Source organism: Sporomusaceae bacterium, assembly GCA_031460455.1.
Taxonomy (GTDB): domain Bacteria; phylum Bacillota; class Negativicutes; order Sporomusales; family UBA7701; genus Anaeroselena.
In genome coordinates this window covers 703,856-726,938 of sequence record JAVKTQ010000001.1, presented here as the reverse complement: position 1 = coordinate 726,938, position 23,083 = coordinate 703,856, and the positions used below count along the sequence as shown (strand labels likewise).

Annotated in this window: 19 protein-coding genes; 13 read left to right on the top strand and 6 right to left on the bottom strand. The window is 64.4% G+C overall.

What is annotated here, in order from left to right; genetic code table 11:
- Positions 1-53: 53 nt before the first annotated feature.
- The 7 genes from RIN56_03820 (at position 54) to RIN56_03790 (ending at position 8,747) form a co-directional block, all read left to right on the top strand.
- Positions 54-896, top strand: a complete 843-nt coding sequence (locus RIN56_03820; GenBank protein MDR7865919.1) for a 3-keto-5-aminohexanoate cleavage protein — start codon at positions 54-56, stop codon at positions 894-896.
- 53 nt (positions 897-949) lie between these two features.
- Positions 950-1,909, top strand: a complete 960-nt coding sequence (locus RIN56_03815) for a 3-hydroxyacyl-CoA dehydrogenase family protein (GenBank protein ID MDR7865918.1) — start codon at positions 950-952, stop codon at positions 1,907-1,909.
- Positions 1,910-2,022: 113 nt separating this feature from the next.
- A complete protein-coding gene (locus RIN56_03810; protein MDR7865917.1) occupies positions 2,023-3,579 on the top strand; it encodes a sigma 54-interacting transcriptional regulator in 1,557 nt (518 codons plus the stop codon).
- Positions 3,580-3,798: 219 nt separating this feature from the next.
- A complete protein-coding gene (locus RIN56_03805; GenBank protein MDR7865916.1) occupies positions 3,799-5,325 on the top strand; it encodes a succinate CoA transferase in 1,527 nt (508 codons plus the stop codon).
- Complete coding sequence (locus RIN56_03800) at positions 5,318-6,973, top strand: methylmalonyl-CoA mutase family protein (protein ID MDR7865915.1); 1,656 nt, start codon at positions 5,318-5,320, stop codon at positions 6,971-6,973. The genes RIN56_03805 and RIN56_03800 overlap by 8 nt, the downstream gene beginning before the upstream one ends.
- A 17-nt stretch (positions 6,974-6,990) precedes the next feature.
- Positions 6,991-7,380, top strand: coding sequence for a cobalamin B12-binding domain-containing protein (locus RIN56_03795; protein ID MDR7865914.1), 390 nt, complete (start codon positions 6,991-6,993; stop codon positions 7,378-7,380).
- Positions 7,381-7,391: 11 nt separating this feature from the next.
- Positions 7,392-8,747: an MmgE/PrpD family protein gene (locus RIN56_03790; protein ID MDR7865913.1), complete on the top strand. Its 1,356-nt coding sequence runs from the start codon at positions 7,392-7,394 to the stop codon at positions 8,745-8,747.
- 50 nt (positions 8,748-8,797) lie between these two features.
- Here the strand turns inward: RIN56_03790 and RIN56_03785 are convergent, their stop codons facing one another.
- Positions 8,798-9,172: a hypothetical protein gene (locus RIN56_03785; GenBank protein ID MDR7865912.1), complete on the bottom strand. Its 375-nt coding sequence runs from the start codon at positions 9,170-9,172 to the stop codon at positions 8,798-8,800.
- Positions 9,173-9,308: 136 nt separating this feature from the next.
- Between RIN56_03785 and RIN56_03780 the strand changes: the two genes are divergently transcribed.
- Genes RIN56_03780 through RIN56_03765 form a run of 4 tightly spaced genes read left to right on the top strand, consistent with a single transcriptional unit; the run spans position 9,309 to position 13,695 of the window.
- Positions 9,309-11,171, top strand: a complete 1,863-nt coding sequence (locus RIN56_03780) for a spore germination protein (protein MDR7865911.1) — start codon at positions 9,309-9,311, stop codon at positions 11,169-11,171.
- Positions 11,168-12,265 (top strand): GerAB/ArcD/ProY family transporter, encoded by a 1,098-nt coding sequence (locus tag RIN56_03775; GenBank protein ID MDR7865910.1) that lies wholly within the window; start codon positions 11,168-11,170, stop codon positions 12,263-12,265. Before RIN56_03780 ends, RIN56_03775 begins: the two co-directional genes overlap by 4 nt.
- Positions 12,258-13,529: a Ger(x)C family spore germination protein gene (locus RIN56_03770; protein MDR7865909.1), complete on the top strand. Its 1,272-nt coding sequence runs from the start codon at positions 12,258-12,260 to the stop codon at positions 13,527-13,529. The genes RIN56_03775 and RIN56_03770 overlap by 8 nt, the downstream gene beginning before the upstream one ends.
- Before the next feature lies 1 nt (position 13,530).
- Positions 13,531-13,695: a hypothetical protein gene (locus tag RIN56_03765; protein ID MDR7865908.1), complete on the top strand. Its 165-nt coding sequence runs from the start codon at positions 13,531-13,533 to the stop codon at positions 13,693-13,695.
- Between the two features lie 163 nt (positions 13,696-13,858).
- On the opposite strand, the gene RIN56_03760 is transcribed toward RIN56_03765, so the two are convergent.
- The 5 genes from RIN56_03760 to RIN56_03740 form a co-directional block, all read right to left on the bottom strand.
- Positions 13,859-14,971, bottom strand: coding sequence for an efflux RND transporter periplasmic adaptor subunit (locus RIN56_03760; GenBank protein MDR7865907.1), 1,113 nt, complete (start codon positions 14,969-14,971; stop codon positions 13,859-13,861).
- Between the two features lie 12 nt (positions 14,972-14,983).
- Complete coding sequence (locus tag RIN56_03755; GenBank protein MDR7865906.1) at positions 14,984-17,593, bottom strand: NHLP bacteriocin export ABC transporter permease/ATPase subunit; 2,610 nt, start codon at positions 17,591-17,593, stop codon at positions 14,984-14,986.
- A 3-nt stretch (positions 17,594-17,596) separates the two neighbouring features.
- On the bottom strand, positions 17,597-19,804 hold the full coding sequence (locus RIN56_03750; protein MDR7865905.1) for an NHLP family bacteriocin export ABC transporter peptidase/permease/ATPase subunit: 2,208 nt from the start codon (positions 19,802-19,804) through the stop codon (positions 17,597-17,599).
- Entirely contained in the window at positions 19,801-20,769 is a 969-nt protein-coding gene (locus RIN56_03745) for an NHLP bacteriocin system secretion protein (protein ID MDR7865904.1), read from the bottom strand. Before RIN56_03745 ends, RIN56_03750 begins: the two co-directional genes overlap by 4 nt.
- A gap of 183 nt (positions 20,770-20,952) precedes the next feature.
- Positions 20,953-21,303: a hypothetical protein gene (locus tag RIN56_03740; GenBank protein ID MDR7865903.1), complete on the bottom strand. Its 351-nt coding sequence runs from the start codon at positions 21,301-21,303 to the stop codon at positions 20,953-20,955.
- Positions 21,304-21,605: 302 nt separating this feature from the next.
- On the opposite strand from RIN56_03740, the gene RIN56_03735 reads away from it, so the two are divergent.
- Together RIN56_03735 and RIN56_03730 are read left to right on the top strand one after the other, a co-directional pair.
- On the top strand, positions 21,606-22,283 hold the full coding sequence (locus RIN56_03735) for an NHLP leader peptide family RiPP precursor (GenBank protein MDR7865902.1): 678 nt from the start codon (positions 21,606-21,608) through the stop codon (positions 22,281-22,283).
- A 36-nt stretch (positions 22,284-22,319) separates the two neighbouring features.
- Positions 22,320-23,006: an NHLP leader peptide family RiPP precursor gene (locus RIN56_03730; protein MDR7865901.1), complete on the top strand. Its 687-nt coding sequence runs from the start codon at positions 22,320-22,322 to the stop codon at positions 23,004-23,006.
- Positions 23,007-23,083: the final 77 nt, after the last annotated feature.

Below are 23,083 nucleotides of genomic sequence, written 5' to 3'. Positions count from 1 at the left end.
CAGACGCGATTACCTGCGGAAACGAAATTAACGAAAGTAAAGGTGATTAAATTATGAACAAGAAGCTGATCATAACCGCCGCAGTATGTGGAGCCGGCACAACGAAAGCCCAAACCCCGCACGTACCCATCACTCCTGATGAAATCACCGCCGACGTCGTCGCCTGCGCCAAGGCCGGCGCCGCCATCGCCCACATCCACGTCCGCGACGAAAACGGCAAAAACAGCATGCAGACGGAAATATTCGTCGAAGTCGTCGGCAAGATACGCAAAACCGTCGCCGACGCCGGTCTCGACATCGTCATCAACCTCACCACCTCGGGCAGCGCCTGGTCGGAAGACCTGCGCGTCGGGCACCTCCCCGTATTGATGCCGGAAATGTGCTCCTACGACCCCGGCTCGATGAACTGGGCAAACAGTTACGTATTTCTAAACACCCCCGCCTTCCTCGAACGCCTCGGCAAGGTGTGCCAGGAACTTAACATCAAGCCCGAACTCGAAATATTCGACGCCGGCATGATCGGCAACATCGAATACTACCTCAAAAAAGGCATTCTGAAAACCCCCTGCCACTGCCAGCTCGTCCTCGACGTCCCGGGCGGCATGCCCGGCACCCTCGAAAGCGTCGCCTACCTGCTGCCCAAGCTGCCGGCCGGCTCCACCTGGTCGATCACCGGCATCGGCAAAGCCCACGTCCCGATGATGCTCGCCGGCCTCGCCGCCGGCTGCGACGGCCTGCGCGTCGGCCTTGAGGACAACATCTTCATGGAAAAAGGCGTCTACGCCACCAACGCCCAGCTCGTCACCCGCGCCTGCGAATACGGCCGGATGGCCGGACGGGAAATCGCCACCGCCGCGGAAGCGCGCGAAATGCTCGGCCTCGTCAAACATAAGTAGAAAGAGCGGGGAGCAAGGCTTGCGCCCGTATCCCCCAGATAGGGAGGACTCACATGAAGCTCGCAGACATCAAAAAGATCGCTGTCCTCGGCGCCGGCACGATGGGCCCCGGCATCGCGCAGAACTACGCCATGGGCGGCTACGAAGTCAACCTCTACACAAGAAGCGCCGACACCCTGGAAAAAGCGAAAATAATGCTTAAAACCAACGTCGACACCTTTGTGGAAGAAGAGCTGCTCACCGCCGAGCAGGCCAAAGAAGTCATCGGCAGGGTCAAATTCTTCAACAGCCTCCCCGAAGCGGTCGCCGGCGTCCAGTTCGCCCAGGAGACGGTGGCGGAAAAGCCTGACGTCAAGAAGGCGCTGTTCGAAGAACTCGACTCCCTGCTGCCGATGGACGCCATCATCGTCTCCAACGCCTCCTCGCTCAACCCCTTCCTCTACGTGCCCGAGCGGCGGCTGCCCACCTTCACCACCGCCCACTGGTACGCCCCGCCGCAGATACTGCCCCTCGTCGAAGTCGCCCGCGGTGAAAAAACCACCGAGGAAACCATGGCAGTCACCATCGCCCTCCTGCAGAAATGCGGCAAGACCCCGGTCAGGATGGAAAAATTCGTCCCCGGCTACATCATCAACAGAATCCAGATCCTGCTCAACACCGAAGTCTTCTACCTGCTCGACAACGGCATCTGCACCCCCGAGCAGCTCGATCTGGCCGTCAAGGCCAGCCTCATGCCCAGAGGCATGGTTCTCGGCCTCGTGCAGCGGTTTGACTTCACCGGCCTCGACATCAGCGCCAACAACATCATCAACGCCAGCTACAAGCCGCCCGAGCCCAGCAAGCGCCCCAAAGCCCTCTTCGACCATGTCGACAAAGGCGAGCTTGGCGTCAAGACCGGCAAAGGCTTCTTCGACTACAGCGGCCGCAGCGTCGCCGAAGTCTGCAAAAAGCGCGACAAGATGCTCTTCAAAGTCTTCAAGGCCACCAAAGACCTCATCAACGAGCGGATTTAAAAGAAACGAGCCCCGGCGGAAAACCGCCGGGGCTCGTTTCGGGTCTTCCTAGCCCCCCGCCGGGAGATGTATAATAAAAGACAGGAAAGACAGCGGGATGAAGGAGACCGACTATGGCCGACACGCGATTGAGCAAAGAAACGATGGACCTGCTTGCCGAACTGTCCGGCGGCACCGCGCTGCTCTATGGCGGCGATGGCGCGCTTGTCGCCAAGGCCGGCGCTGGTCCCGCGGACCGCGAACTGTCCGCAGGCGAACTGCGCTTGCAGCTCGGCGGCGCCGCCGTCCATGTCGCCACCGCCCACGGCGTCACCACCGCAATCCTCCGGCTGGGAGACGACATCCTCGTCCTCGACAACCGGCGTCAGGTCAAAAACAAGCTCGAATTCCGCCAGATCATCGAGGAATCGCTGCCCTACATCGCCCAGGTCGCCGGCGGCGACGCCGTGCTCTTTGACGGGCGCGGCGTCAGAGTCGGGGCCGCCCACCCCGACGGCAGCCCCAACCCCGGCGCCCTCGGCGTACTCACCCATCTCTGCCGCCAGGTCATGAGCGAACTGCGGCCGAGCGTCGGCCCCTCCGTCATGGCCCCCGGCGCCACCGCCGTCCGCATCCCCCTCACCCCCGAATACGGCCTGGCGTTCAACAACCAGCACGCCAGCAAGCAGCGCCAGCGCCTCCTCGACAACGTCGGCCACTACCGCTACGCCCGCTACCAGATAGAAGACATCGTCGGCGAGAGCCCGGCGGTCGCCAAAGCCCGCAACCTCGCCCGCGATGCCGCCCGCTCCCACTCCACCGTCCTCATCGCCGGCGAGACCGGCACCGGCAAGGAACTGTTCGCCCAGGCCATCCACAACCTCAGCGACCGGGCCGCCCAGCCCTTCGTCGCCATCAACTGCGGCGCCATCCCCGCCGAACTCGTCGAAAGCATCCTGTTCGGCTACGCCGACGGCGCCTTCACCGGGGCGCGCAAAGCGGGGCAGGTCGGCGCCTTCGAGCAGGCCAACGGCGGCACCCTCTTTCTCGACGAAATCAGCGAAATGCCCTACCACCTCCAGGTCAAGCTGCTGCGGGCGCTCCAGGAGCGCGAAGTCACCCGGGTGGGCGACAATAAGGCGCTGGCCGTCGACGTGCGGGTCATCGCCTCGACCAATAAATCGCTCCTCGACCTCATCCGCGACCGCAAATTCCGCCCCGACCTCTACTTCCGCCTCAATGTCATCGAAATCCTCATTCCGCCGCTGCGGGAGAGGATGGAGGACGTGCTCGCCCTCACCGACCACTTCATGAAAAAATACTCCGCCATGATGGGCAAACAGGTGCAGGAGATAACCCCCGAAGCGATGCGGGCGCTGTGCGCGTACAGCTGGCCGGGCAACATCCGCGAACTGCAGAACAGCCTCGAATACGCCTTCAACATCATCGCCGCCGGCAGCCGCTCCCTCACCCCCGAGCACCTGCCGCCCGGCGTCACGGCTGGCCGCGATACAGGCGGCGCGGCCCTCTCGCCCTATGACGAGCACATGCGCCGCTCCGAACGCGAGCTTGTCCGCCAGGCGCTCGAACTGTGCGGTTACAACAAGGCCAAAGCCGCCAGACACCTGGGCATCAACCGCACCACCCTCTGGCGGATAATCGCCCGCCACGGCCTCGATAAACCAGAGTAGCGTTCGTTTTTGAACGGTGTTGCAAAAATGAACAGTGGATAACATCCTCAGAATAATAACGGTAAACTGCAATGACCGGCCGTAGATGTTCAAAAATGAACACCTGCGGCGTTTTTCTGCCCCGGCCGAGCCCGTTCTCCAGGCGGAAAGCCGCATCCCGCGGGCCTTGGCACGCATTATGCAACACCTGGCGGCAAACAGACGCGAGGGGGTATTACCATGCTTACAGCCGAACGTCTCCGCCATCCGGCGCTGTTCGACAAGCTTGTTTCCGCCGACCGGGCCGCCGCCCTCATCGGCGACGGCATGACGGTGGGCGTCAGCGGTTTCACCCCGTCCGGGTACCCAAAGATGGTCACCAAGGCGCTGGCCGCTGCCGTCAGGGACGGCCGCAAATGCCGGGTGAACATCTGGTCAGGGGCATCGGTCGGTCCGGAGATCGAAGAAGAACTGGCGGCCGTCGGCGCCGTCGCCCGCCGGTCTCCCTACTACGCCGCTTCCAACAAAAGCATGCGCACCGCCATCAACAAAGGCGAAATCTGCTACACCGACGTCCACCTCAGCCATCTCGCCCAGCAGATCGACTACGGCTTCCTCGGCCCGGTCGACGTCGCCATCGTCGAAGCCGTTGCCGTCACCGCCGCAGGCGACCTCGTCCTCGGTCCCGGCGTGGGCAACACACCGATGCTCGTCAAGCACGCCGCCGCCGTCATCGTCGAAGTCAACACCGCCCAGCCCCTCGAACTCGAAGGCATGCACGACATCTTCATCCATCCCCGCCCGCCCCGCCGCCGCGAAATACCCATCTACGGCGCCCTCGACCGCATCGGCGGCCCCTATGTCGCCTGCGGCCTCGACCGCATCGCCTGCATCGTCGAATCCGACATCCCCGACAAAGTCCGCAACCTCGAGCCGCCCGACGCCCTCAGCGAAAAAATCGCCGCCAACCTCATCGACTTTCTTGAGCACGAGCAGCGCCACGGCCGCCTTCCGGCCGAAATGCTGCCCCTCCAGTCGGGGGTCGGCAGCATCGCCAACGCCGTCCTCGCCGGGCTGGGCAAATCGCGGTTCGAAAACCTCCACATGTACTCCGAAATCCTCCAGGACGCCGTCTTCGCCCTCATCGAAGCCGGTAAAATCACAGCCGCCTCGGGCTGCGCCTTCACCCCGTCGCCCAGCGTTCTCGGCCGCTTCCGGCGCGACCCCGCCCTTTACCGCCGCACCGTCGTCCTCAGGCCGCTCGACATCAGCAACCACCCTGAAGTCATCCGGCGGCTGGGGGTCATCGCCCTCAACACCCCGCTCGAATTCGACGTCTACGGCCACGCCAACTCCACCCACGTCATGGGCACCCACATGATGAACGGCATCGGCGGCAGCGGCGACTACATGCGCAACGGCTACCTCACAATCTTCACCGCCGAATCGGTCGCCAAAGACGGCGCCATCTCGCGCATCGTGCCCATGGTCAGCCACTGCGACCACACCGAGCACGACGCCATGGTCTTCGTCACCGAGCAGGGCGTCGCCGACGTCCGCGGCCTCTGCCCGCGCGAGCGGGCCCGCGCCATCATCGCCAACTGCGCCCACCCCGATTTTCGCGAGCCGCTCCTCGAATACGTCCAGGCGGCCGAGAAGCGCGGCGGCCATACACCCCACGACCTCAGGCGGGCGTTCGAATTCCACGACCGCTACAACCACACAGGCACGATGAAAAACCAGCAGAGGGGGCCAACAAATGGCTAACGGAACAGACCTGACAAAACTCGGACAATCTCTGACAGCCTGGCAGGCGAAAGTCGAACAGGGTCTGGCGAAAATCCCCGAACGGGGCGCCATCGCCGCCAACCGCCTCTACACACCGCTCGACACCGCCGGCATCGACTACGTCGCCGACATAGGCCTGCCGGGTGAATATCCCTTCACCCGCGGCATCCAGCCCACCATGTACCGCGCCCGGCTATGGACCATGCGCCAGTACGCCGGCTTCGCCTCCGCCGAGGAATCCAACCGCCGCTACAAATACCTCCTCGGCCAGGGCCAGACCGGCCTCTCCGTCGCCTTCGACCTGCCCACCCAGATCGGCTACGACTCCGACCACCCGCTCGCCCAGGGCGAGGTCGGCAAGGTCGGCGTCGCCATCGACTCGCTCGCCGACATGGAAGCCCTCTTCGCCGGCATCCCCGTCGACAAAGTCAGCACCTCCATGACCATCAACGCTCCCGCCGCCGTCCTGCTCGCCATGTACATCGCCGTCGGCGAAAAACAGGGCGTCGCCCCCGCCTCACTCAGCGGCACCATCCAGAACGACATCCTCAAAGAATATATCGCCCGCGGCACCTACATCTTCCCGCCCAAACCCTCGATGCGGCTCATCACCGACACCTTCGCCTACTGCTCCGAGAACATCCCCAAATGGAACGTCATCAGCGTCGGCGCCTATCACATCCGCGAAGCCGGCTCCACCGCCGTGCAGGAAATCGCCTTCGCCTTCGCCAACGCCATTGCCTACATCGAAGCCGCCCGCGCCGCCGGGCTCAAGATCGACGACTTCGCCCCCAGCATCTCCTGGATATTCACCGCCCACCTCGACCTCTTCGAAGAAGTCGCCAAATTCCGCGCAGCGCGCCGCCTGTGGGCCCGCACCATGAAAGAGCGTTTCGGCGCCCACGACCCCAAATCACAAATGCTCCGCTTCCACGTCCACACCGCCGGCAGCGTTCTTACCGCCCAACAGCCCGACAACAACACCGTCCGCATCACCTGGCAGGCCCTCGCCGCCGTCCTCGGCGGCGCCCAGTCGCTCGCCACCTGCGCCCGCGACGAAGCCATCGGCCTGCCCACCGAGGCCTCGGCCCGCATGGCTCTGCGCACCCAACAGCTCCTAGCCCACGAGAGCGGCGCCACCGACACCGTCGACCCCCTCGCCGGCTCCTACTACGTCGAAAGCCTCACCGACAGCATCGAACGCCAGGCGTGCGAATACATCGCCAAAATCGACGCCATCGGCGGCGCCCCGGCGGCCATCGAAAAAGGCTACATCCAGCGGGAGATGGCCGACAGCGCCTACCGTTACCAGCGCGACATCGAAACAGGCGCCCGCACCGTCGTCGGCGTAAACCGCTTCGTAGTTTCCGAACCGCAGGCCGGCGACTTCCTTACCGTCGACCCCGCAATCGGCGAACGCCAGAGCGCACGCCTCGCCGCCCTCAGAGCCAAGCGCGACAACGCCAAAGTCGCCGCCGCCCTGGCCGCGTTGCGGCGCGAAGCTGCCGGCAGCGCCAACCTCATGCCCTGCCTCATCGACACCGTCAAAACCTACGCCACCCTCGGCGAAATCTGCGGCGTCCTGCGCGAAGTCTTCGGCGAGTACAAAGCCGAAGCCGACATATGAGAAAGGGAGGGAGAGGCGTGAAAAATATCCGCGTGCTTGTCGCCAAGCCCGGCCTCGACGGCCACGACCGGGGCGCCAAAGTCATCAGCCGCGCCCTGCGCGACGCCGGCATGGAGGTCATCTACACCGGTCTAAGGCAGACCCCCGCGCAGATCGCCGAAACCGCCCTCCAGGAGGACGTCGACGTCGTCGCCCTCAGCCTGCTGTCAGGGGCCCACACCCACCTTTTCCCCAGGGTTGTCGAGCTGCTCAGGGGAAAGGGCCTCGGCGGCATCCTCATCGTCGGCGGCGGGGTCATCCCCGAAGCCGACATCCCCGCCCTCAAGGCGGTCGGCGTCGCCGAGATATTCACCCCCGGCGCCAGCACGGCCGCTGTCGTCGCGTTCATCAAAAATAACATTCGATAGGAGTGACAGACATGCCCACCAGGGCACTGGCCGCCTTCACGGCCGGCCTCAGGTACGAACACCTCGCCCCGGCTACCCGCCTCATGGCCAGGCAGTGCATCCTCGATTGGCTGGCCTGCTGCATCCGCGGCTCGGCTGAGCCGCCCGGCGTTATCTTCCGGCGGGTCGTTGCCGCCCAGGGCGGCAGGGAGGAGGCCACCGTATTCGGCGCCGCCCCCTTCCGCACCACCGCGCTCCAGGCCGCCCTCGCCAACGGCGCCTTCTCCCACGCCCTCGACATGGATGACCTCCACAACGCCTCCATCATCCACCTCGGCACCGTCGTCGTCCCCGCCGCCCTCGCGGTCGCCGAGCAGACCGGCGCCTCCGGCCCCGCCCTCATCGCCGCCGTCGTCGCCGGCTACGAAGTAGGCGCCAGGGTAGGGGAGGCGGTCAACCCCGAATCCTACTTCTACTGGCATACCACCGGCACCGCCGGCGCCTTCGGAGCCGCCGCCGCCGCCGCCAGCCTCCTCGGCCTGGGCGCCGGGCAGACCGCCCACTGCTTCGGTTCGGCCGGGTCCCAGGCCGCCGGCCTGTGGGAATTCCTCCGCGAAGGCGCGATGAGCAAAACCCTCCACGCCGGCAAAGCGGCCATGAACGGCATCCTCGCGGCCGTCCTCGCCCGCGAAGGCTTCACCGGCGCCACCGCCATCCTCGAAGGCGAGAAGGGCTTCTGCCGCGCCGTATCCCCGGTCCCCCGGCTCGAAAAACTCACCGCCGGCTTAGGTAGTGGCGCCTACAAAATCGACGAAAACTCCTTTAAGCCCTACGCGGCCTGCAAACACTGCCATCCCGCCATCAACGCCGCCCAGATACTGCTGGGCGCGCCCGGCTTCGACACCGGCCGCGTCCGCTCGATCGCCGTCCGCACCAACTCCGTCGCCGAAAACCTCGTCAACAACCCCGCTCCCCAGAACGCCTACGGCAGCAAATTCAGCCTCCAGTACTGCGTCGCCGCCGCCTTCCGCTACGGCCGGGTAGGGGTCGAGGAATTCGCCTCCGACCGCGCCGGCGACGGCGAACTCCGGCGGCTGATGGACTGCGTCGCCGTCGAGGTCGACCCTGAACTCGACGAACAATACAAGCGCAACCCAGAGAAATGGTCGACCCTCGTCATCGTCACCCTGGACGACGGCGAGCGTTTCCAGCAATACATCGCCTACCCCAAGGGCGACCCGCAAAACCCGGTATCCTACGCCGAGACGGAGGACAAATTCCGTTCCCTCGCCGACGGCGTCTTAGCTCCGGAAGCCGGGGACGCGCTGCTCAAAACCGTGGCCGGTTTGGAAAGCATCGCTAACGTCGCTGGCGTTTTCCGCTGCTGAAACATTACGCCCACAAAAAAGCAACGGCATTTCGCCGTTGCTTTTGCCATTCATTCGTTCAATACCACCGCCGCGGCCGCCGAAGCGCCGGCAGACGCGGTTGACGCCGCGTCGCCCGGCTTCACGATCGTCTCCTTGAGCGTGTGCAGCTCGTTGTCGATCTTCTCCAGCAGCGCCGCCCGCTCCACCGATTCCAGCTTTGTGGCTATATCGCGCAGCTCGCTGTTCGACATCCCCTCCAGACGCTGCTCGATAGCCCTAATTTGCTCTTCCAGCTGCTGCGCCTTCTGCAGCTCGCCGGCGCTCAGCGGCACACCTGCCCCCTGCCGGTCGCCGGCCTGGGGACCGTCGGCTTGCTGCCCACTCACCGGCCCGCCTTTTACCTGCCGGTCCTGAGCGCCCTTTTGTCCGCCGTTCTCCGCCATGCGCATCCCTCCGTTGTCACTAGCATGGGAAGCGGCGGCATTTTTATGCGCCCGGCCGGATCGGGCCGTATGTAAATATATTCCGTGCCGCCGGGGCATAATTTCGACAGGAAATCATCACCTCTGGTGGTAACAAATGTCGAACCCGCTTGCCGCCTACCTGGCGATGCTCAAAAAACTGCTTATATACCGGCCGCCGTCCACCCCGCCGCCGTTTGTCCTCGAAGAGAGGGAGGGAGCGGACGGAAACGCTCAGCCGTCCGTCCTCACCCGTCGGGCCAACGAACTCGGCGCTCTGCTCCGCCATGCCCGCCGCCTCGAAAAGCTTATGCTCGAGGTCAGGGCCAGCCTGGCGGCCGAGCCTGGCCCGGATGCCGTAAAAGCCCTTCAGGTCCGGGCGGAAGCCCTGGAGAAACAGCAGGCCGAACTGGCGCCGCTCCTCCTCGCCTACGGCGGCGCCACCAGGCAGGAGGACGCCAACATCAGCGCCAGCCTGGCGGAAAATCTCCGCACCGTCCGGCGCCTTTTCCGGCTACCCACCAACAGGACCATAGTTCTCCGGCGGTTCGTCATCCCCGCATCTCCGCCGCTCGACGCCGCGCTTGTCTTCAGCAAGGAGCTGGCCGACAAGAAAGACATCAACTCCGCCATCCTCCTGCCCCTCCTGGGTGCCAAAGATGTGATAGCCGAAGGCGACGGTGTCTTCGCCGCCCTCGTCGCCCGCCACCTGCCTGTCAACGACGCCGACGAAGCCCGCGACTTCCGCACCGTCGTCCGCGGCGTCACCGGCGGCGACACCGCCCTGTTCGTCGACGGCGCCGCCGCCGCCCTGCTCATCGAGACCAAAGGCTTCGAGCACCGCGCCATCAGCCGGCCGGCTATCGAGCAGACCGTCCGCGGCAACCAGTCCGCTTTCACCGACACACTGCGCATCAACATCTCCCTCGTCAGCCGCGCCCTCCGGTCCGCCGACCTCGTTACCGACATCATCTCCCTCGGCGCCCGCGGACGTACCGACTGCGCCGTCATATACCTCGCCTCCGTTGCCAACCCCGCCCTCGTCGCCGAGGTCAAGCGCCGCCTTGCCGCTATCCGCACCGATTACCTCGCCATCGGAACACTCGAGCAGTTCATCGAAGACCGGGGCTTCCTCCCGTTGCCCCAGACCATTTCCTCCGAGAAACCCGACCGGGTCACCGCCCACCTCGCCGAAGGCCGCGTCGCCGTGCTCCTTGACGGCGACCCTTTCGCCCTCGTCGTACCGGCCACCTTCTTCACCCTCCTACATTCCCCCGAGGACTTCGCCCTCAAACCGCCGTCAGGCACCTTCATGCGCCTTCTCCGCCTCGCCGCCGCCCTGCTCGCCGTCCTCCTGCCGTCCGTGTACGTCGCTATCGTCTACTATCACCCCGAAGCCCTCCCCACAGACCTCCTACTCACCATCGCCGGCTCCCGCGAGCGCATCCCTTTCCCCGCCTTCTTCGAGGTACTCGTCATGGAACTCTCCCTCGAGTTCGTCCGCGAGGCGTCTTCCCGGGTTCCCGGCGTCCTCGGCGAGGCCACCGGCATCGTCGGCGGCATCATCCTCGGCCAGGCCGTCGTCACCGCCAACCTCATCAGCCCTGTCACCGTCGTCATCGTCGCCATCACCGCCCTCGCCTCCTTCACCATCCCCGACTATCGCGTCGGCATGTTCATCCGCCAGAGCCGCTTCGTCTTCCTTGTCGCCGCCGCCGTTCTCGGCCTTGTCGGCGTAGCCGGCCTCATCTTCGTCGGCGCCCTCCTGACCTGTGCGGTCAAATCCTTCGGAGTGCCCTTCCTCGCGCCGATCGCCCCGGCCGCTGATGCCGGTCGCGATGCCGTCGTGCGCGGCCCCGTGAACGAGCAGGAATTGCGCCCCGACACCCTCAACACCCTTGATCGGCGTCGCCAGCCGTCCGTCAGCCGCGGATGGGCTGAAAAAGATAGTGAGGGCGGGGGAGGGGAGGCGGACCAATGAGCTACCGGCCCGGCAACATGGGGACTGTCGAGGGGGCGGCGCTCGCCTTCGCCGTCGGCATCACCCCCGTATTCCTGTCCGTTTGGTCGATCGTCCTCGAACGCGCCGCCACCGGCGCATGGCTGACGCCGCTTATCACCGGGCCCGTGCTGCTGGCGGCTTTACTGGCTGTCTTCCACGTTATGGCCCGCGTTCCCGGCGACCTCCACGGCGTCGCCGAGGCCCTCCTCGGGGTTACCGCCGCCCGGCTCGTCACACTGTACCTCGCCGCCTGCTTCTTCACCTCCGCAGTCCTCCAGCTCCGCCAGTTCGCCGAAAACACCCTCCTCACCGCCCTGCCAGCCACCGACATCACCCTCGCCATGGGCTGGTACGGCCTTGCCGTTGCCGTCGCAGTCTTCACCGGCATCGAAGCCCTCGCCCGCGCCGCCCGCCTTGTCCTGCCCGCCGGCATGCTCCTCCTGTTCGTCGGCTTTGTCGCCCTCACCGACCGGTTCGACATCCACAACGTCATGCCATGGCAGGGCAGTGGTCTCACTGTGGTATGGGTCGGCCTCGAGACGCCCGGCCTCTTCCTCGCCACCTTCGTCATCCCCCTCCTCGCGCCTTCCTTCCAGGACATCCGCACCATGAAGAAAGCCGCCCTCATCGGCATCGGCCTGGCCACCGCCGTCCGCTCGTCCACCCTGTTCGTCTACACCGGCATATTCAGCGTCGCCGTCGGCCAGGAAAAAGTCCTGCCGTTTTTCGAGCTGACCCGCCTCGTCTACCTGACCCGTTTCATCCAGCGCGTCGAGAGCTTCTTCATCCTCATATGGGTCTTCGCCGGCATGACGATGATCGCCGTCAACCTCTACCTCGCCGCCTTCCTGCTGGCGCGGCTGTTTGCCCTGCCATCCCTGCGCCCTCTTGCCGTCCCGCTCGTCGTCGTCGCCATTCAGACCGCCCTCCTCATCCCCGACCTCACCACAGCCATCGAAATCAGCCTCCGGGTCGAGGGTGCCGTCCAGACAGCCGGCATCTACGCCATCCCCACCGTTCTTATAGCCGCCCTGTACACCAGGAAGAGGGAAGGGAGGGCCGCAGGTGGTTAAACTCGCTCGCGTCCTCGCCGTTCTCTGCGTCGCAGTCCTCCTTGCCGGCTGCCACGGCGCCCGCGAGACCGAGGAAGTCGCCTTCGTCACCGCCCTCGGCCTCGACAGCGCCGCGGACGGAAAATACAAAATCACCTTTACCGTCGAAATCCCCCGCGCCGTCGGCGCCTCCGGGGGCGGCGGCCCGGAAGCCCCTCACGGCCCTGCGGTTGTGACCAGCATCGTCGCCCCATCCGTGGCCGAAGCACGCAATCTCCTCGCCGCGACGATGTCGCGCTTCTCCGACGCCTCCCACCTCAAAGCCATCCTCATCGGCGAAGACCTCGCCCGCGCCGGCATCCGGGATATAATCGCCCCCTTCACCCGCTTCCGCGAATACCGCGGCACCATCTTCGTATTCGTCGTCAGCGGCACCGCCGAGAACTTCATGCTCAAAAACACCCCAATGGTCGATTATCTCCCCTCGAAATGGTACGAATCGATGATGATATCGGGTGAAGACAGCCATTACTATCTGCGCAGGGACCTCCACGATCTCTACCTCGGCCTCAAAAACCCCGGCCGGGCAGCATTCACCACCTATCTCGCCGTCAACCCGCTCGTTGGCCGCGACAAGCCCGCCGGGCCGCGGACGCCCCGCACGCCGGCCGACCCTTACATCGCCGGCGGCATCCCCCGCTCAGGCACCGGCAACCCGGCCGAGGTCGCCGGCCTCGCCGTCTTCGCCGCCGACAAAATGGTCGGCGTCCTCGGCACCGCCGACACCCGCATCCTCGCGATCCTCAACAATAAATACCACAACAGCCGCTTCGTCCTCGACGATCCGCTTCAGCCCGGCAAGATAATCAACATCCGCCTGCGCAACGGCGCCAAGCCGCAAATAGAAACCGAACTTGCCGACGGCCGGATGGCGATAAAAATAAAAGTCTTCCTCGAAGCCGAACTTTCCGCCAACCCAGGCGGCATAAACTACGAGAAAGGCGAATACCGCAAACTGCTCGAAGAGCGCGTGTCGGCCGTCATCACCCGCGAAATCGTCGACTTCGTCGGGCGCACCCAGGCGCTCGGCAGCGACGTCTTCGGCTTCGGCCGCTTCCTTCGCTCCCGCTACGCCACTTACGGCATGTTCGTCCGGGCCGCCGTCGATAGTCTCTATCCCGCCGCCGCCGTAGAAGTGGCCGTTATCACCAGCTTCCGCCGTTCCGGGCTCATGTGGCGTACAACCCCCTTTAAAAACGCCGCCACCGCGCAGGAAGGACACTGACATGGACATCGTCTACGTCGCCGTGGCCGCCTGCGCGGCCGTACACACCGGCACCTTCGGCCTGTGGCTAGGCAAACAGGGCAACAGGGCGGGGGCGTTGTTCGCTTTCTGCCTCGCCGCCCTCTGCCTCGGCCTGCCGCTATACCGGCTCATTTTCGGCCATTAAGGCAACAAAAAAGCAGCGGCCTCGCCGCTGCCCTCCGACCGTTGATAAAGCCCCATCTGCGGCGTTGCTCCTCAGAGCGCTTGCTAGCGTACATCCGAGTACGCGTCGCGGCGCGCTCTTCCGGTGCGCCTAGCATCTGGGGCTTTCTGAACGGTCTGGATTATCACTGCACATTAACGCGCATGCCGTCCTGCATCTTGTCTAATCCGGATACAACCACCCGTTCGTCCGGCTGCAGGCCCTCCAGCACCTCGACCCACACGCCGTCGCTCACCCCCGCCTTGATTTTGCGCTGGTCGGTCACGCCATCCTTGGCGATGACGAAAACCGTCTTGCGCCCCTCGCGGGAGATGACCGCCTGGGCGGGGACGGCCGCCGCGTTCCGCACCGTCGGGCCGGAGGCCTCGCCACTCACCGCCATGCCCGACTTCAGGCGCTGGTCGGCGTTAGCGAAGGTCACTGTCACCGCGTAATTAAGCTCCGCCTGGTCGGACAGCGTCACTCGCCGCGTAACCTTGCCGGTTATCGCCCGGTCGAGCGCGGCCACCCGCATCTGTACCGCCGCCCCCTGCGCCAGCACTTTGGCGATAGGCTCGGTCACCACCAACCGGACGATCATTTCGTCCTCGCCGGCCAGGTTGATAATCGGCAGACCGGGCCGCGCGTATGCGCCCTCGCCCTGGTACTGCTTCACCACCACCCCGCTCCGCGAGGCCACCACCCGGCCATTGTTGAGGCGGGCCCTGACCGATGCCGCATTGGCGGCCGCCGCATCGACCTGGGCTTTGGCGATCTGCACCTTGATGCGGTCGTTCTCCAGCGTCTGCTTCGATACCGCGTTATAAGCGTCAAGTCCCTGCGACCTCTTCAGGTCGCCCTCCGCCTGAGCCTGGCTGCCGCGGGCCGCCGCCAGGTTGGCCTCGGCCGAGGCGACCTGCCCGGCCAGCTCCTTCGTGTCCAGGATCGCCACCGTCGCGCCGGCCCTGATCACATCCCCCTCGGCCACCAGCAACTTATCGATGCGCCCCTCGATCTGTGGGCTGACATCGATGTTCCAGGCCGGTTCTAGCTTGCCGGTGAAGGAATACTTCGCGGCGATATCGCGATGCACCACCGCAGCCACCTGGACGGCCACGTTGGCTGCGGACATGCGCTCCGCCCGGTCCCTGCTCACGCTGTAATTGTCGGCGACTCGCCAGGCCAGGAAACCCACCAGGCACAGCACCACCAGCGCGGCCGCCGTTGCGTAAACTTTTGTGCGTCTGTCCAGGAACACTGTTTTACCTCCTCACGCCATCTGCCGGCGGGCAAGTTCGGCGAACAACCCCTGTCTGTCCATCAGCTCGCGGAACGTACCGCTCTCCGCGATACGGCCCTTGTCAAGCACATAGATGCGGTCGGCGCCCATCACTGTGCTCAGCCGGTGGGCGATCACCACCCGCGTCGCCTGGAGCCTCTCCAGGCTGGCGCTCACGATCGCCTGCGTCCGGTTGTCGAGAGCGCTCGTCGCCTCATCGAAAAAGACGACGCGCGGGCGCTTGATGAGCGCTCTGGCAATCAGCAGCCGCTGCCGTTGTCCGCCGCTGATCGTCGCCGCTCCTTCGCTGATCATCGTGAACATCCCCATCGGCATGCGGCGGATATCCTCGTCGATGCCGGCCATCGTCGCCGCCTCCCAGGCGGCATCCACCGGCAGATTGGCCGACCCGACGATATTGCCGTATATATCGCCGGCCATCAGCTGGCCGTTCTGGATCACCACTCCCAGTTGCGCGCGGACGGCCCGCACATTCAGCTCTTTAAGGTCCTGGCCGTCGTAATACACGCCGCCGGCGGCCGGCTTCTCGAACCCCAGCAGCAGGCGCAGCAGCGTCGACTTGCCGCTGCCCGACGGCCCGATGATGGCCACGAATTCGCCCTTGCCGATCCGCAGGCTTACATCGTCGAGGACCATCGCCCCCTCGGAGCGGTAGCGGAAGCTGACACGGTCGACGCGGATATCGCCGGCCAGCGTGCCGGGATCGCGTCTCGCCTCGCTCACCTCCGGCAGCGTTTTCAGCACCGGCCTGGTGCGCTCGAACAGCGGGATGATATCCATGACCGCCAGCAGCGAGGAGGACAGGGCGACCGCCGAGCCGAAAAAGCTCGTAAAAGCGGCGTTGAAAGCGATGAACTGGGCCGGCGCCACGCCGGACGCCGGGCCGGTCACGAAATAATAGATCACGGCCTGGGTGAAAATCAGATAACCGGCGTTGAAAACCGCCATCGAATAAGAAACGATGCGCGCCCGCACCGCCACCTCGCGTTGGCGGGAGAAATCCTTGGCCCACAGGAAAAAAGCCCGGTTCTCCGTACCCGTCATGCGGAACTTGGCGACGCCGCCGACGATCTGAAGCATCGTGCCGGCGATCCTGCCGGCTATCTCCATCAGCTGACGGCGGTAACGAAACTCGATATAGCAGACCGGCACCATGACCACCAGGAAAACGGCCACCAGGAGTATGGCGATCAGGGCCAGCTTGGCACTGTAGTAAAAAAGCAGGGCAAGGTTGAAAAACGAAAAGATGCCCGCCATGATCGACGACAGCGCCACCCCCGACAGCAACTGGCGGATGGCGTTGATGCCACCGGCCCGGGTGGCCAGGTCGCCGACCGTATACTGCCGGAAGAAAGACGCCGGCAGCCCCAGCAGACGGTCCCAGACCGCCGCCTCCAGCGCCATATTCATCCGGTTCTCGCTGCGGATAACCGCCAGCGAGCGCGAGAACTCGAACAGGAACCCGGACGTCGTCAGCGCCAGCAGCAGGCCGGCCATCACCAGCATGCCGTCCAGCTCGGCCGACGGAATGATATCGCTCACCAGAATGCCGGTAGCGATAGGGGAGACCATCCCCAGCAGGCCGCCGGCGACTCCCATCAGTAAAATCATCAGGAGATCGCGCCGCCAGCAGCTTCTAAGCGCGAACAGAATTATATCCTTGGCCCCGACCGCCTTGTCCGGCAGCGGCCGGAAAAACATATACGCATCGTCGTTCAGCTCGCCGGCCACCGCCGCCGTCACCGGGATCGTCTCGCCCGTCTGCGGGTCGGCGAGATCGTAGCGCTCCGGGCCTGCCGGCAGCAGCGCGACCGGCCGGCCGCCGCCGCGGAAAGCCACCAGCGGGCCGTTGTCCCGTCGCCACCAGTCGTCCCGCAGCAGCACCCTGTGGCACTTGAGGCGCGACGCCTGGGCCAGCAGCTTCAGGTTGCCGTCGTCATCCGCGCTGCGGTGGCCGGCGGAGCGGACTGTATCCGCATCGACGCCGATCGCGGCCGCCACCAGCCGGCAGGCCGCCAGCAGCGGATCGCCGGCTTCCTCCGCCAGCGGCGGGGCGCCGGTCGGGTCGATGACCCGCGAAAGGCGGGCGAACGCCTCCTGGGCGGTGCGGATATCCCGCTGCCGCCTTTCCGCCAGCCGTTCCCTGTCCCGCCGCTCGGCGGCAGCGATACCCGCCGCCAGAGCGGCCGCCACCTCCTGGTGGTAAAGCCTCAGCGCCGCCGGTAGTTCGGCGTGTGCGCCCGGTCTTTGCGGCAGGGCGGCGTCGGCCGCCAGTGCTGCCGACAGCGCCGCCGTCCACTCGGCCGCCAACCGCGACAAATCGTTCTTCATCACCTGGTCGAGCGGCTTCTCTTCCAGCTCAGCGGCCTCGCCGGCCGCGAACAGCGCCACATCCGCCGCGCCCAGGCCGAACAGCGCCTGGCCGGGGCCCGCGGTGAACAGCCCCAGCGGCCGTCCGTCCGGCTGCCCGGCCGTCAGCCTGCGCGCCGTTACCGCCACCCTGCCCGTCAGCACCATCCACAGCGTATCCGGGGCGTCAAGACGGATAGGGCCGTTCGCCTTTGTCAGCTGCACTCGCATACGCTATCCGCCTTTCTCCTCAGAATCGCCCGGGGTCAAGCCGACCAACTCGTGGTACATACCGTCAACGGCAATCAGCTCCTCGTGGCGGCCCCGCTGGATGATCTTCCCGTACTCCAGCACGATAATCTCGTCCGCGTCGCGGACCGCGCTCAGCCGGTGGGCCACGATAAGGCACGTGCAGCCGCGGCGGCGGATATTCTCCATCACCGTCTTCTCGGTCACCGGATCGAGCGCGCTCGTCGCCTCATCCAGGATCAGAATCGAGGGATTGGTCGCCAGCGCACGGGCGATCTCCAGGCGCTGCCGCTGGCCGCCGCTGAAATCGCGGCCCCCCTCGGCCATGCGGTAGTCATAGGCATCCGGCAAAGCGATGATATCGTCGTGGATGGCCGCGTCGCGGGCGGCAGCGAACAGATCGGCGTCCGGGACCGTCGCGTCCCACATCGTCAGATTCTCGCGCACCGTCCCCTCGAACAGGCAGATATCCTGATCCACCGACGTCAGCGAATTCGTGATCAGCTCGCGGGGCAGCTTCTCCCGCCGCCGGCCGTCGAGGCGGACCTCGCCGTTCCACGGCCGGTACAGGCCGGCGGCCAATCTCGCCACCGTCGACTTGCCGCTCCCCGAGCCGCCCACCAGCGCAATGCGTTCGCCGGGCCGCGCGGTCAGGCTGAAATCCTCCAGCAGCGGCGCCTCCAGCCGGTTATAGCCGAACGTCACCGCCGCGAACTCCAGCTTACCCTCCAGCTTCGTCGCCGTCGTTGCCGCTTCGTCCTGTTCCGTCTGCGGATCGGTCGGATAGTTCATAACATCGTCCAGGCGGCGGAGGTCGCCCTCCATCTCCTGCAGCACGCCGCCGAAGCCAACCAGGCGGTTCACCGGCCCAAGGAAGCTCGCCATCAGCGCCTGGAAAGCCATCAGCGCGCCGATCGTCATCTGGCCGGCGATCACCTTATAGCCGCCCAGCACCAGGATAGCCGAAGTGTTCAGCGTCATCAGCGACAGCGGCACCGCGCCCAGCATCTCGTTATAGACCGACAGGCGCTGCTCGGCGTTCATCAGCTTGATCTGATAGCCGGCCCACTTATCGAACAGGTCGGCCTCGTTGCCGCCCGCCTTCACCGTCTCGATAATCTGCAAGCCGCCCATCGTCACCCCGGCCAGCTTGCCCTGATCCTGGAGAAACTTCATATTCTGGTCTTTGCGCCAACGGGCCACCCCCAGCAGGAACGCCATGTTCAGAGCGGCGATAACCACGCCCACCAGCGCCAGGGTTACATCGTAATACAACATCACCGCCAGGAAAAAACCGATCATCATAAAATCGAGGAACACCGACGCCACCTGGCCGGCGAGCATCTGGGCCACCGTATCGTTAATCTGCACCCGGGAAATTATATCCCCGCCATAGCGGTTGGTGAAAAACTCCATCGGCAGCCGCAGCACATGCCAGAAGAACCGGCCCGAAGTGCTTACCGCCAGCTTCGTCTCGAACCGCAGCAGATAATGCTCGCGGCACCACGTCAGCACCATCTGGGCGCCCACCGTCACAAGCATCCCGAACAGCAGCGCCTTCAGCCAGTCCTGGTTGCCGGCCACCAGAATATCGTCGATGAAAATGCGCGTGAACGCCGGTACCACCAGGCCCGGCACCACAAGGCAAAAGCCCACCAACACCAAAAAAGCCACCGTCGTCCGGTAGCCCGCCAGACGCTGGCGCAAACTTTGCAGCATGCCGGGCCGGGAACTGCTGCGGGCAAAATCCGGTCCCGGTTCGAACAACAGCGCGATGCCGGTGAAAGCTTGGTCGAACTCCTCCAGCGACACCGTCCGCCGTCCGCTGGCTGGGTCGTTGAGAAAAACCCGCTCCGCACCGAACCCCTCGACAACCAGGAAATGATTGAAATTCCAGTGGACGATCATCGGCAGAGGCAACCCGCGCAGCTCATCAGGTTCCTTGCGCACCCCGCGCGCCACCAGCCCGTAGCCGCGGGCCGCCTTCACCATGCTGCTGGCCTTGCTGCCGTCGCGGGACACGCCGCACACCACGCGCAGCTCCTCCAGCGGCACCGGCTTGCCGTGGAACCCCAGCACGATCGCCAACGCCGCCGCCCCGCACTCCACCGCCTCCATTTGGATGACGGTAGGCGTTCTTTTATAATCGCCGCCGTTCAGGTAAGCTTCGACCTTATCCAGCCACCCGTTCATCGGTCGGTTACGCTCCGCAGCAGTTGGTCCATCTCCAGCAGCACCAGGCTTACCGGCCGCTGCCGCTTCACCACGATCGAGCCCGTGCAGATCGTGCCGTCGCCGATCTTCAGATTCGGGCCGCGCCGCGAAGACCACAGATACCCGCTCGGGGTCGTCTCATCGGTCAGCAGCTCCACCCTCAGCTCCAGGACGGCCGTCGTCCCGGCCAGAAACTTCTGCACAAGCTCGCGGCTGCCCAGCACCCGCAACATCCCGTCCGTCGTCACCGGCAGCTCGGACACCGAGCGGACCTTGCCCAGGATATAGCCATGCTCCTCCTTCTTAACCATCGAAGGGCTGACGCGGACCTCCATCCCCGGCACCACCCGCTTGCCCTCCTCCGCAGGCACGTACATCGCCACTTCGCGCGAAATCTGGCCCGTATTGACATCCGCCAGATTGATGCTCACAATCGCCTGCCCCGGCTTGATATACTCGCCGGGATTGACCTTGACCTCAAGCACCGCCCCCGAAACCGGGCTTACCACCCGCGAATAATCGTTCAGCTTCGTTTCCAGCGTCTGGATCTGGGCCAGCTTCGCGCTATACTCGGTCTGGCTGGACGCCACGCGAAGCTCGCTCTTCGCCTGCCTGATAGCCAGCACCAGCTCCGGCTGGGCCACCAGAGCGACGCTCTGTCCCTTCGCCAGGAAATCCCCTGGGGCGACCTCGATATCGAGAATCTGGCCCTCAGCGTGATGGGCGATATTGAAAACGCCGCCGGAAGAAACCAGCAGCCCCTGGCCGGTCACCGTCGTCGCCACACTGCCGAGGAAACCCCAGCCGAGGGCGGCTGCCAGCAGCACAAGCATCGCCAGCAGAACCAGCCAGCCGCGGGGCGTTGTCACCGTCATCAGTTGATCCAACTGCTCCGGCGACGAGAGTCGGTCCAGAGCGACTTTGCGGAACAAACCGTCGTCCAAGCCATCCACTCCTGGCTACGGCCGTTGATAAGCGACCATCTGCGGCGTTGCTCCTCAGAGCGCTTGCTAGCGTACATCCGAGTATGCGTCGCGGCGCGCTCTTCCGGTGCGCCTTGCATCTGGCCGCTTCTGAACGGCCTAAATCTATACAAGAACCCTTCATCTTAAAACTGGCGCGCTAACTTACCCGCGGCCCGCCAAAAACTTTTCCTCAAGTGCGCTGGCCATTCTCGTCGCGGCCGGCATGCCGGGCTTCAGTTCGTACGAACCCTGCCGCAAGAGCGTCGCGGCCATAACGCCCACGCCGCCCGACACCGAATCGAGGTCGGTCTCGCTCAGCTCGCCCGTCGTCGCTTTCGCCACATACAGCAGCAGCTTGAGGGCGGAGCGAAACTCCTCCGCGCCCATCTCCAGGCCCTCGCCCTTCAGCACCGCAAGAGCGTCCTGCAGGGAAGACGCCTGCTCCATGCGCCTGCGGAACAGCTCCTCGTTTACCGCCTTATCCATGAATAACTGCAGCTTGCGCTCCTCCACCCTCGTCGCCTCCCGCCAAATAAATACGCGCGCATGTAAATGATTAAATATAACTCACAGTTATTATTTCACAAATTCTTCCTTTTGGCAAGCACTATTTTCCCGCCGGAAAGCGATAATACTGTCAAAATAGCGACATATTTCCTCCCAACAGGTTTTGGTTAATCGCCGTAATCGACAAAAAAATTCCCGCCGAGGGAAAATTTAACTTGACACATTACTTAACCACGAGCTATAATTTGCTCAAAAGGGGAAAACATTTTTACTTATGGTTAACTTGATAAATAACAAGGGGGAGAACCATGGAGAAAGTCGATTTCATCCGCAAACGCGCCGCAGTGATCGCCAAGGCCTGGACCGACCCGGTGTACCGCCAAACCCTTGTTGCCAACCCCCAAGAGGTTATCGCCCGTGAATTCGCCCTCGACCTACCTGCCGACCTCGCCGTAACCATTCTCGAAGACAGCGCCGACACCATCCACCTCGTGCTCGTCGACCCCGCCGACCTGCCGGATGAAGAGAAGGCGGGCTTCAAAGCTGCTATTCTTGCCAAAGCGTGGACCGACCCCGCCTTCAAAGAAGACCTCATCGCCGACCCCGCCGCCGCCCTGACCGCGGCCTTCGACGCCAAAATCCGCCCCGGCGTGCGCGTCAAAGTCGTCGAGCAGACTGCCGACCACGTCTACGGTATAATCCCCGTCCGTCCTGCTACCCTATCCGACGCCGACCTCGACAAGGTCGCCGGCGGTATGAGCCAGACGGAACAACAGAACATTGATATGGGCGGTACAATTTTGATATGTGGAGGCCTTGCCATCGCGCAACCGGAAATTGCTCCGGAGATGGTCGCTACGATCGGTATAACAATGTATCAAGACCGCGATACGGTGAAAGCAGACGGCAAATGGATCGGCCACGAAGGCAAGAAACTCGGCAAATCCATCGGCCACGGCGCCAAAAAAGTCTTCCACGGCTGGTAAGCCATGCAGTAAAGTGCAAAACAGGGAGGAAAGAACATGGACAATACCGCCATCGAGAGCAAACGGGCCGAGCTCCTCGCCCGCGTATGGTCCAGCCCCGACTACCGGCGCCAGTTCGCCGCCAACCCCAAGGACGTCATCGCCGGCGAATTCGGCCTGGACTTACCAGCCGGCGCCAACGTCGAAGTCCTCTTCGACACACCCGACACCGAGCACCTCGTCCTCATACCGCCCCCAATGCTCCCCGCGGACGACGAGTCCGACGTCCAGGTGCGCATCTCCGCCAAGGCCTGGGCCGATTCGCCCTTCAGGGCCGCCCTCCTCGCCGACCCCAAGGCCGCCTTCAGGGACCATCTCAACTATACGCTGCCTGACAAGCCCGCCCTCAAAGTCGTCGAACAGACCGAAAATACTTACTACATCGTCATCCCCCAGCGGCCGCCCAACCTCTCCGACGCCGAACTCGACCAGGTCGCCGGCGGCACCAGTACGCTGCAGAAAGTCCAGTACGGCGTCGGCGGCGGCTCGATTGCCGCCGGTGTCGCCATGTCGGTTATTCCTGGCGGCGTCTTATTCGGTGCGCCCCTGGTGATCTCGGGCGTGGGAACGCTGCTGGCCGACGGCGATGTCCGGCACGGCATCGCCACCGCCGCTCAAGCCGTCGGATCGGGAGTATCCAAAGCCGCCCACGCCGTCAGCAGCATTTTCCACAGACGCTGGTAAACATAAACCGCCTTCAGGCGACAAGCATTTCGGTTGCATCTTATGCGCTCTTTTGCCATAATAATGGTGTATGCCAA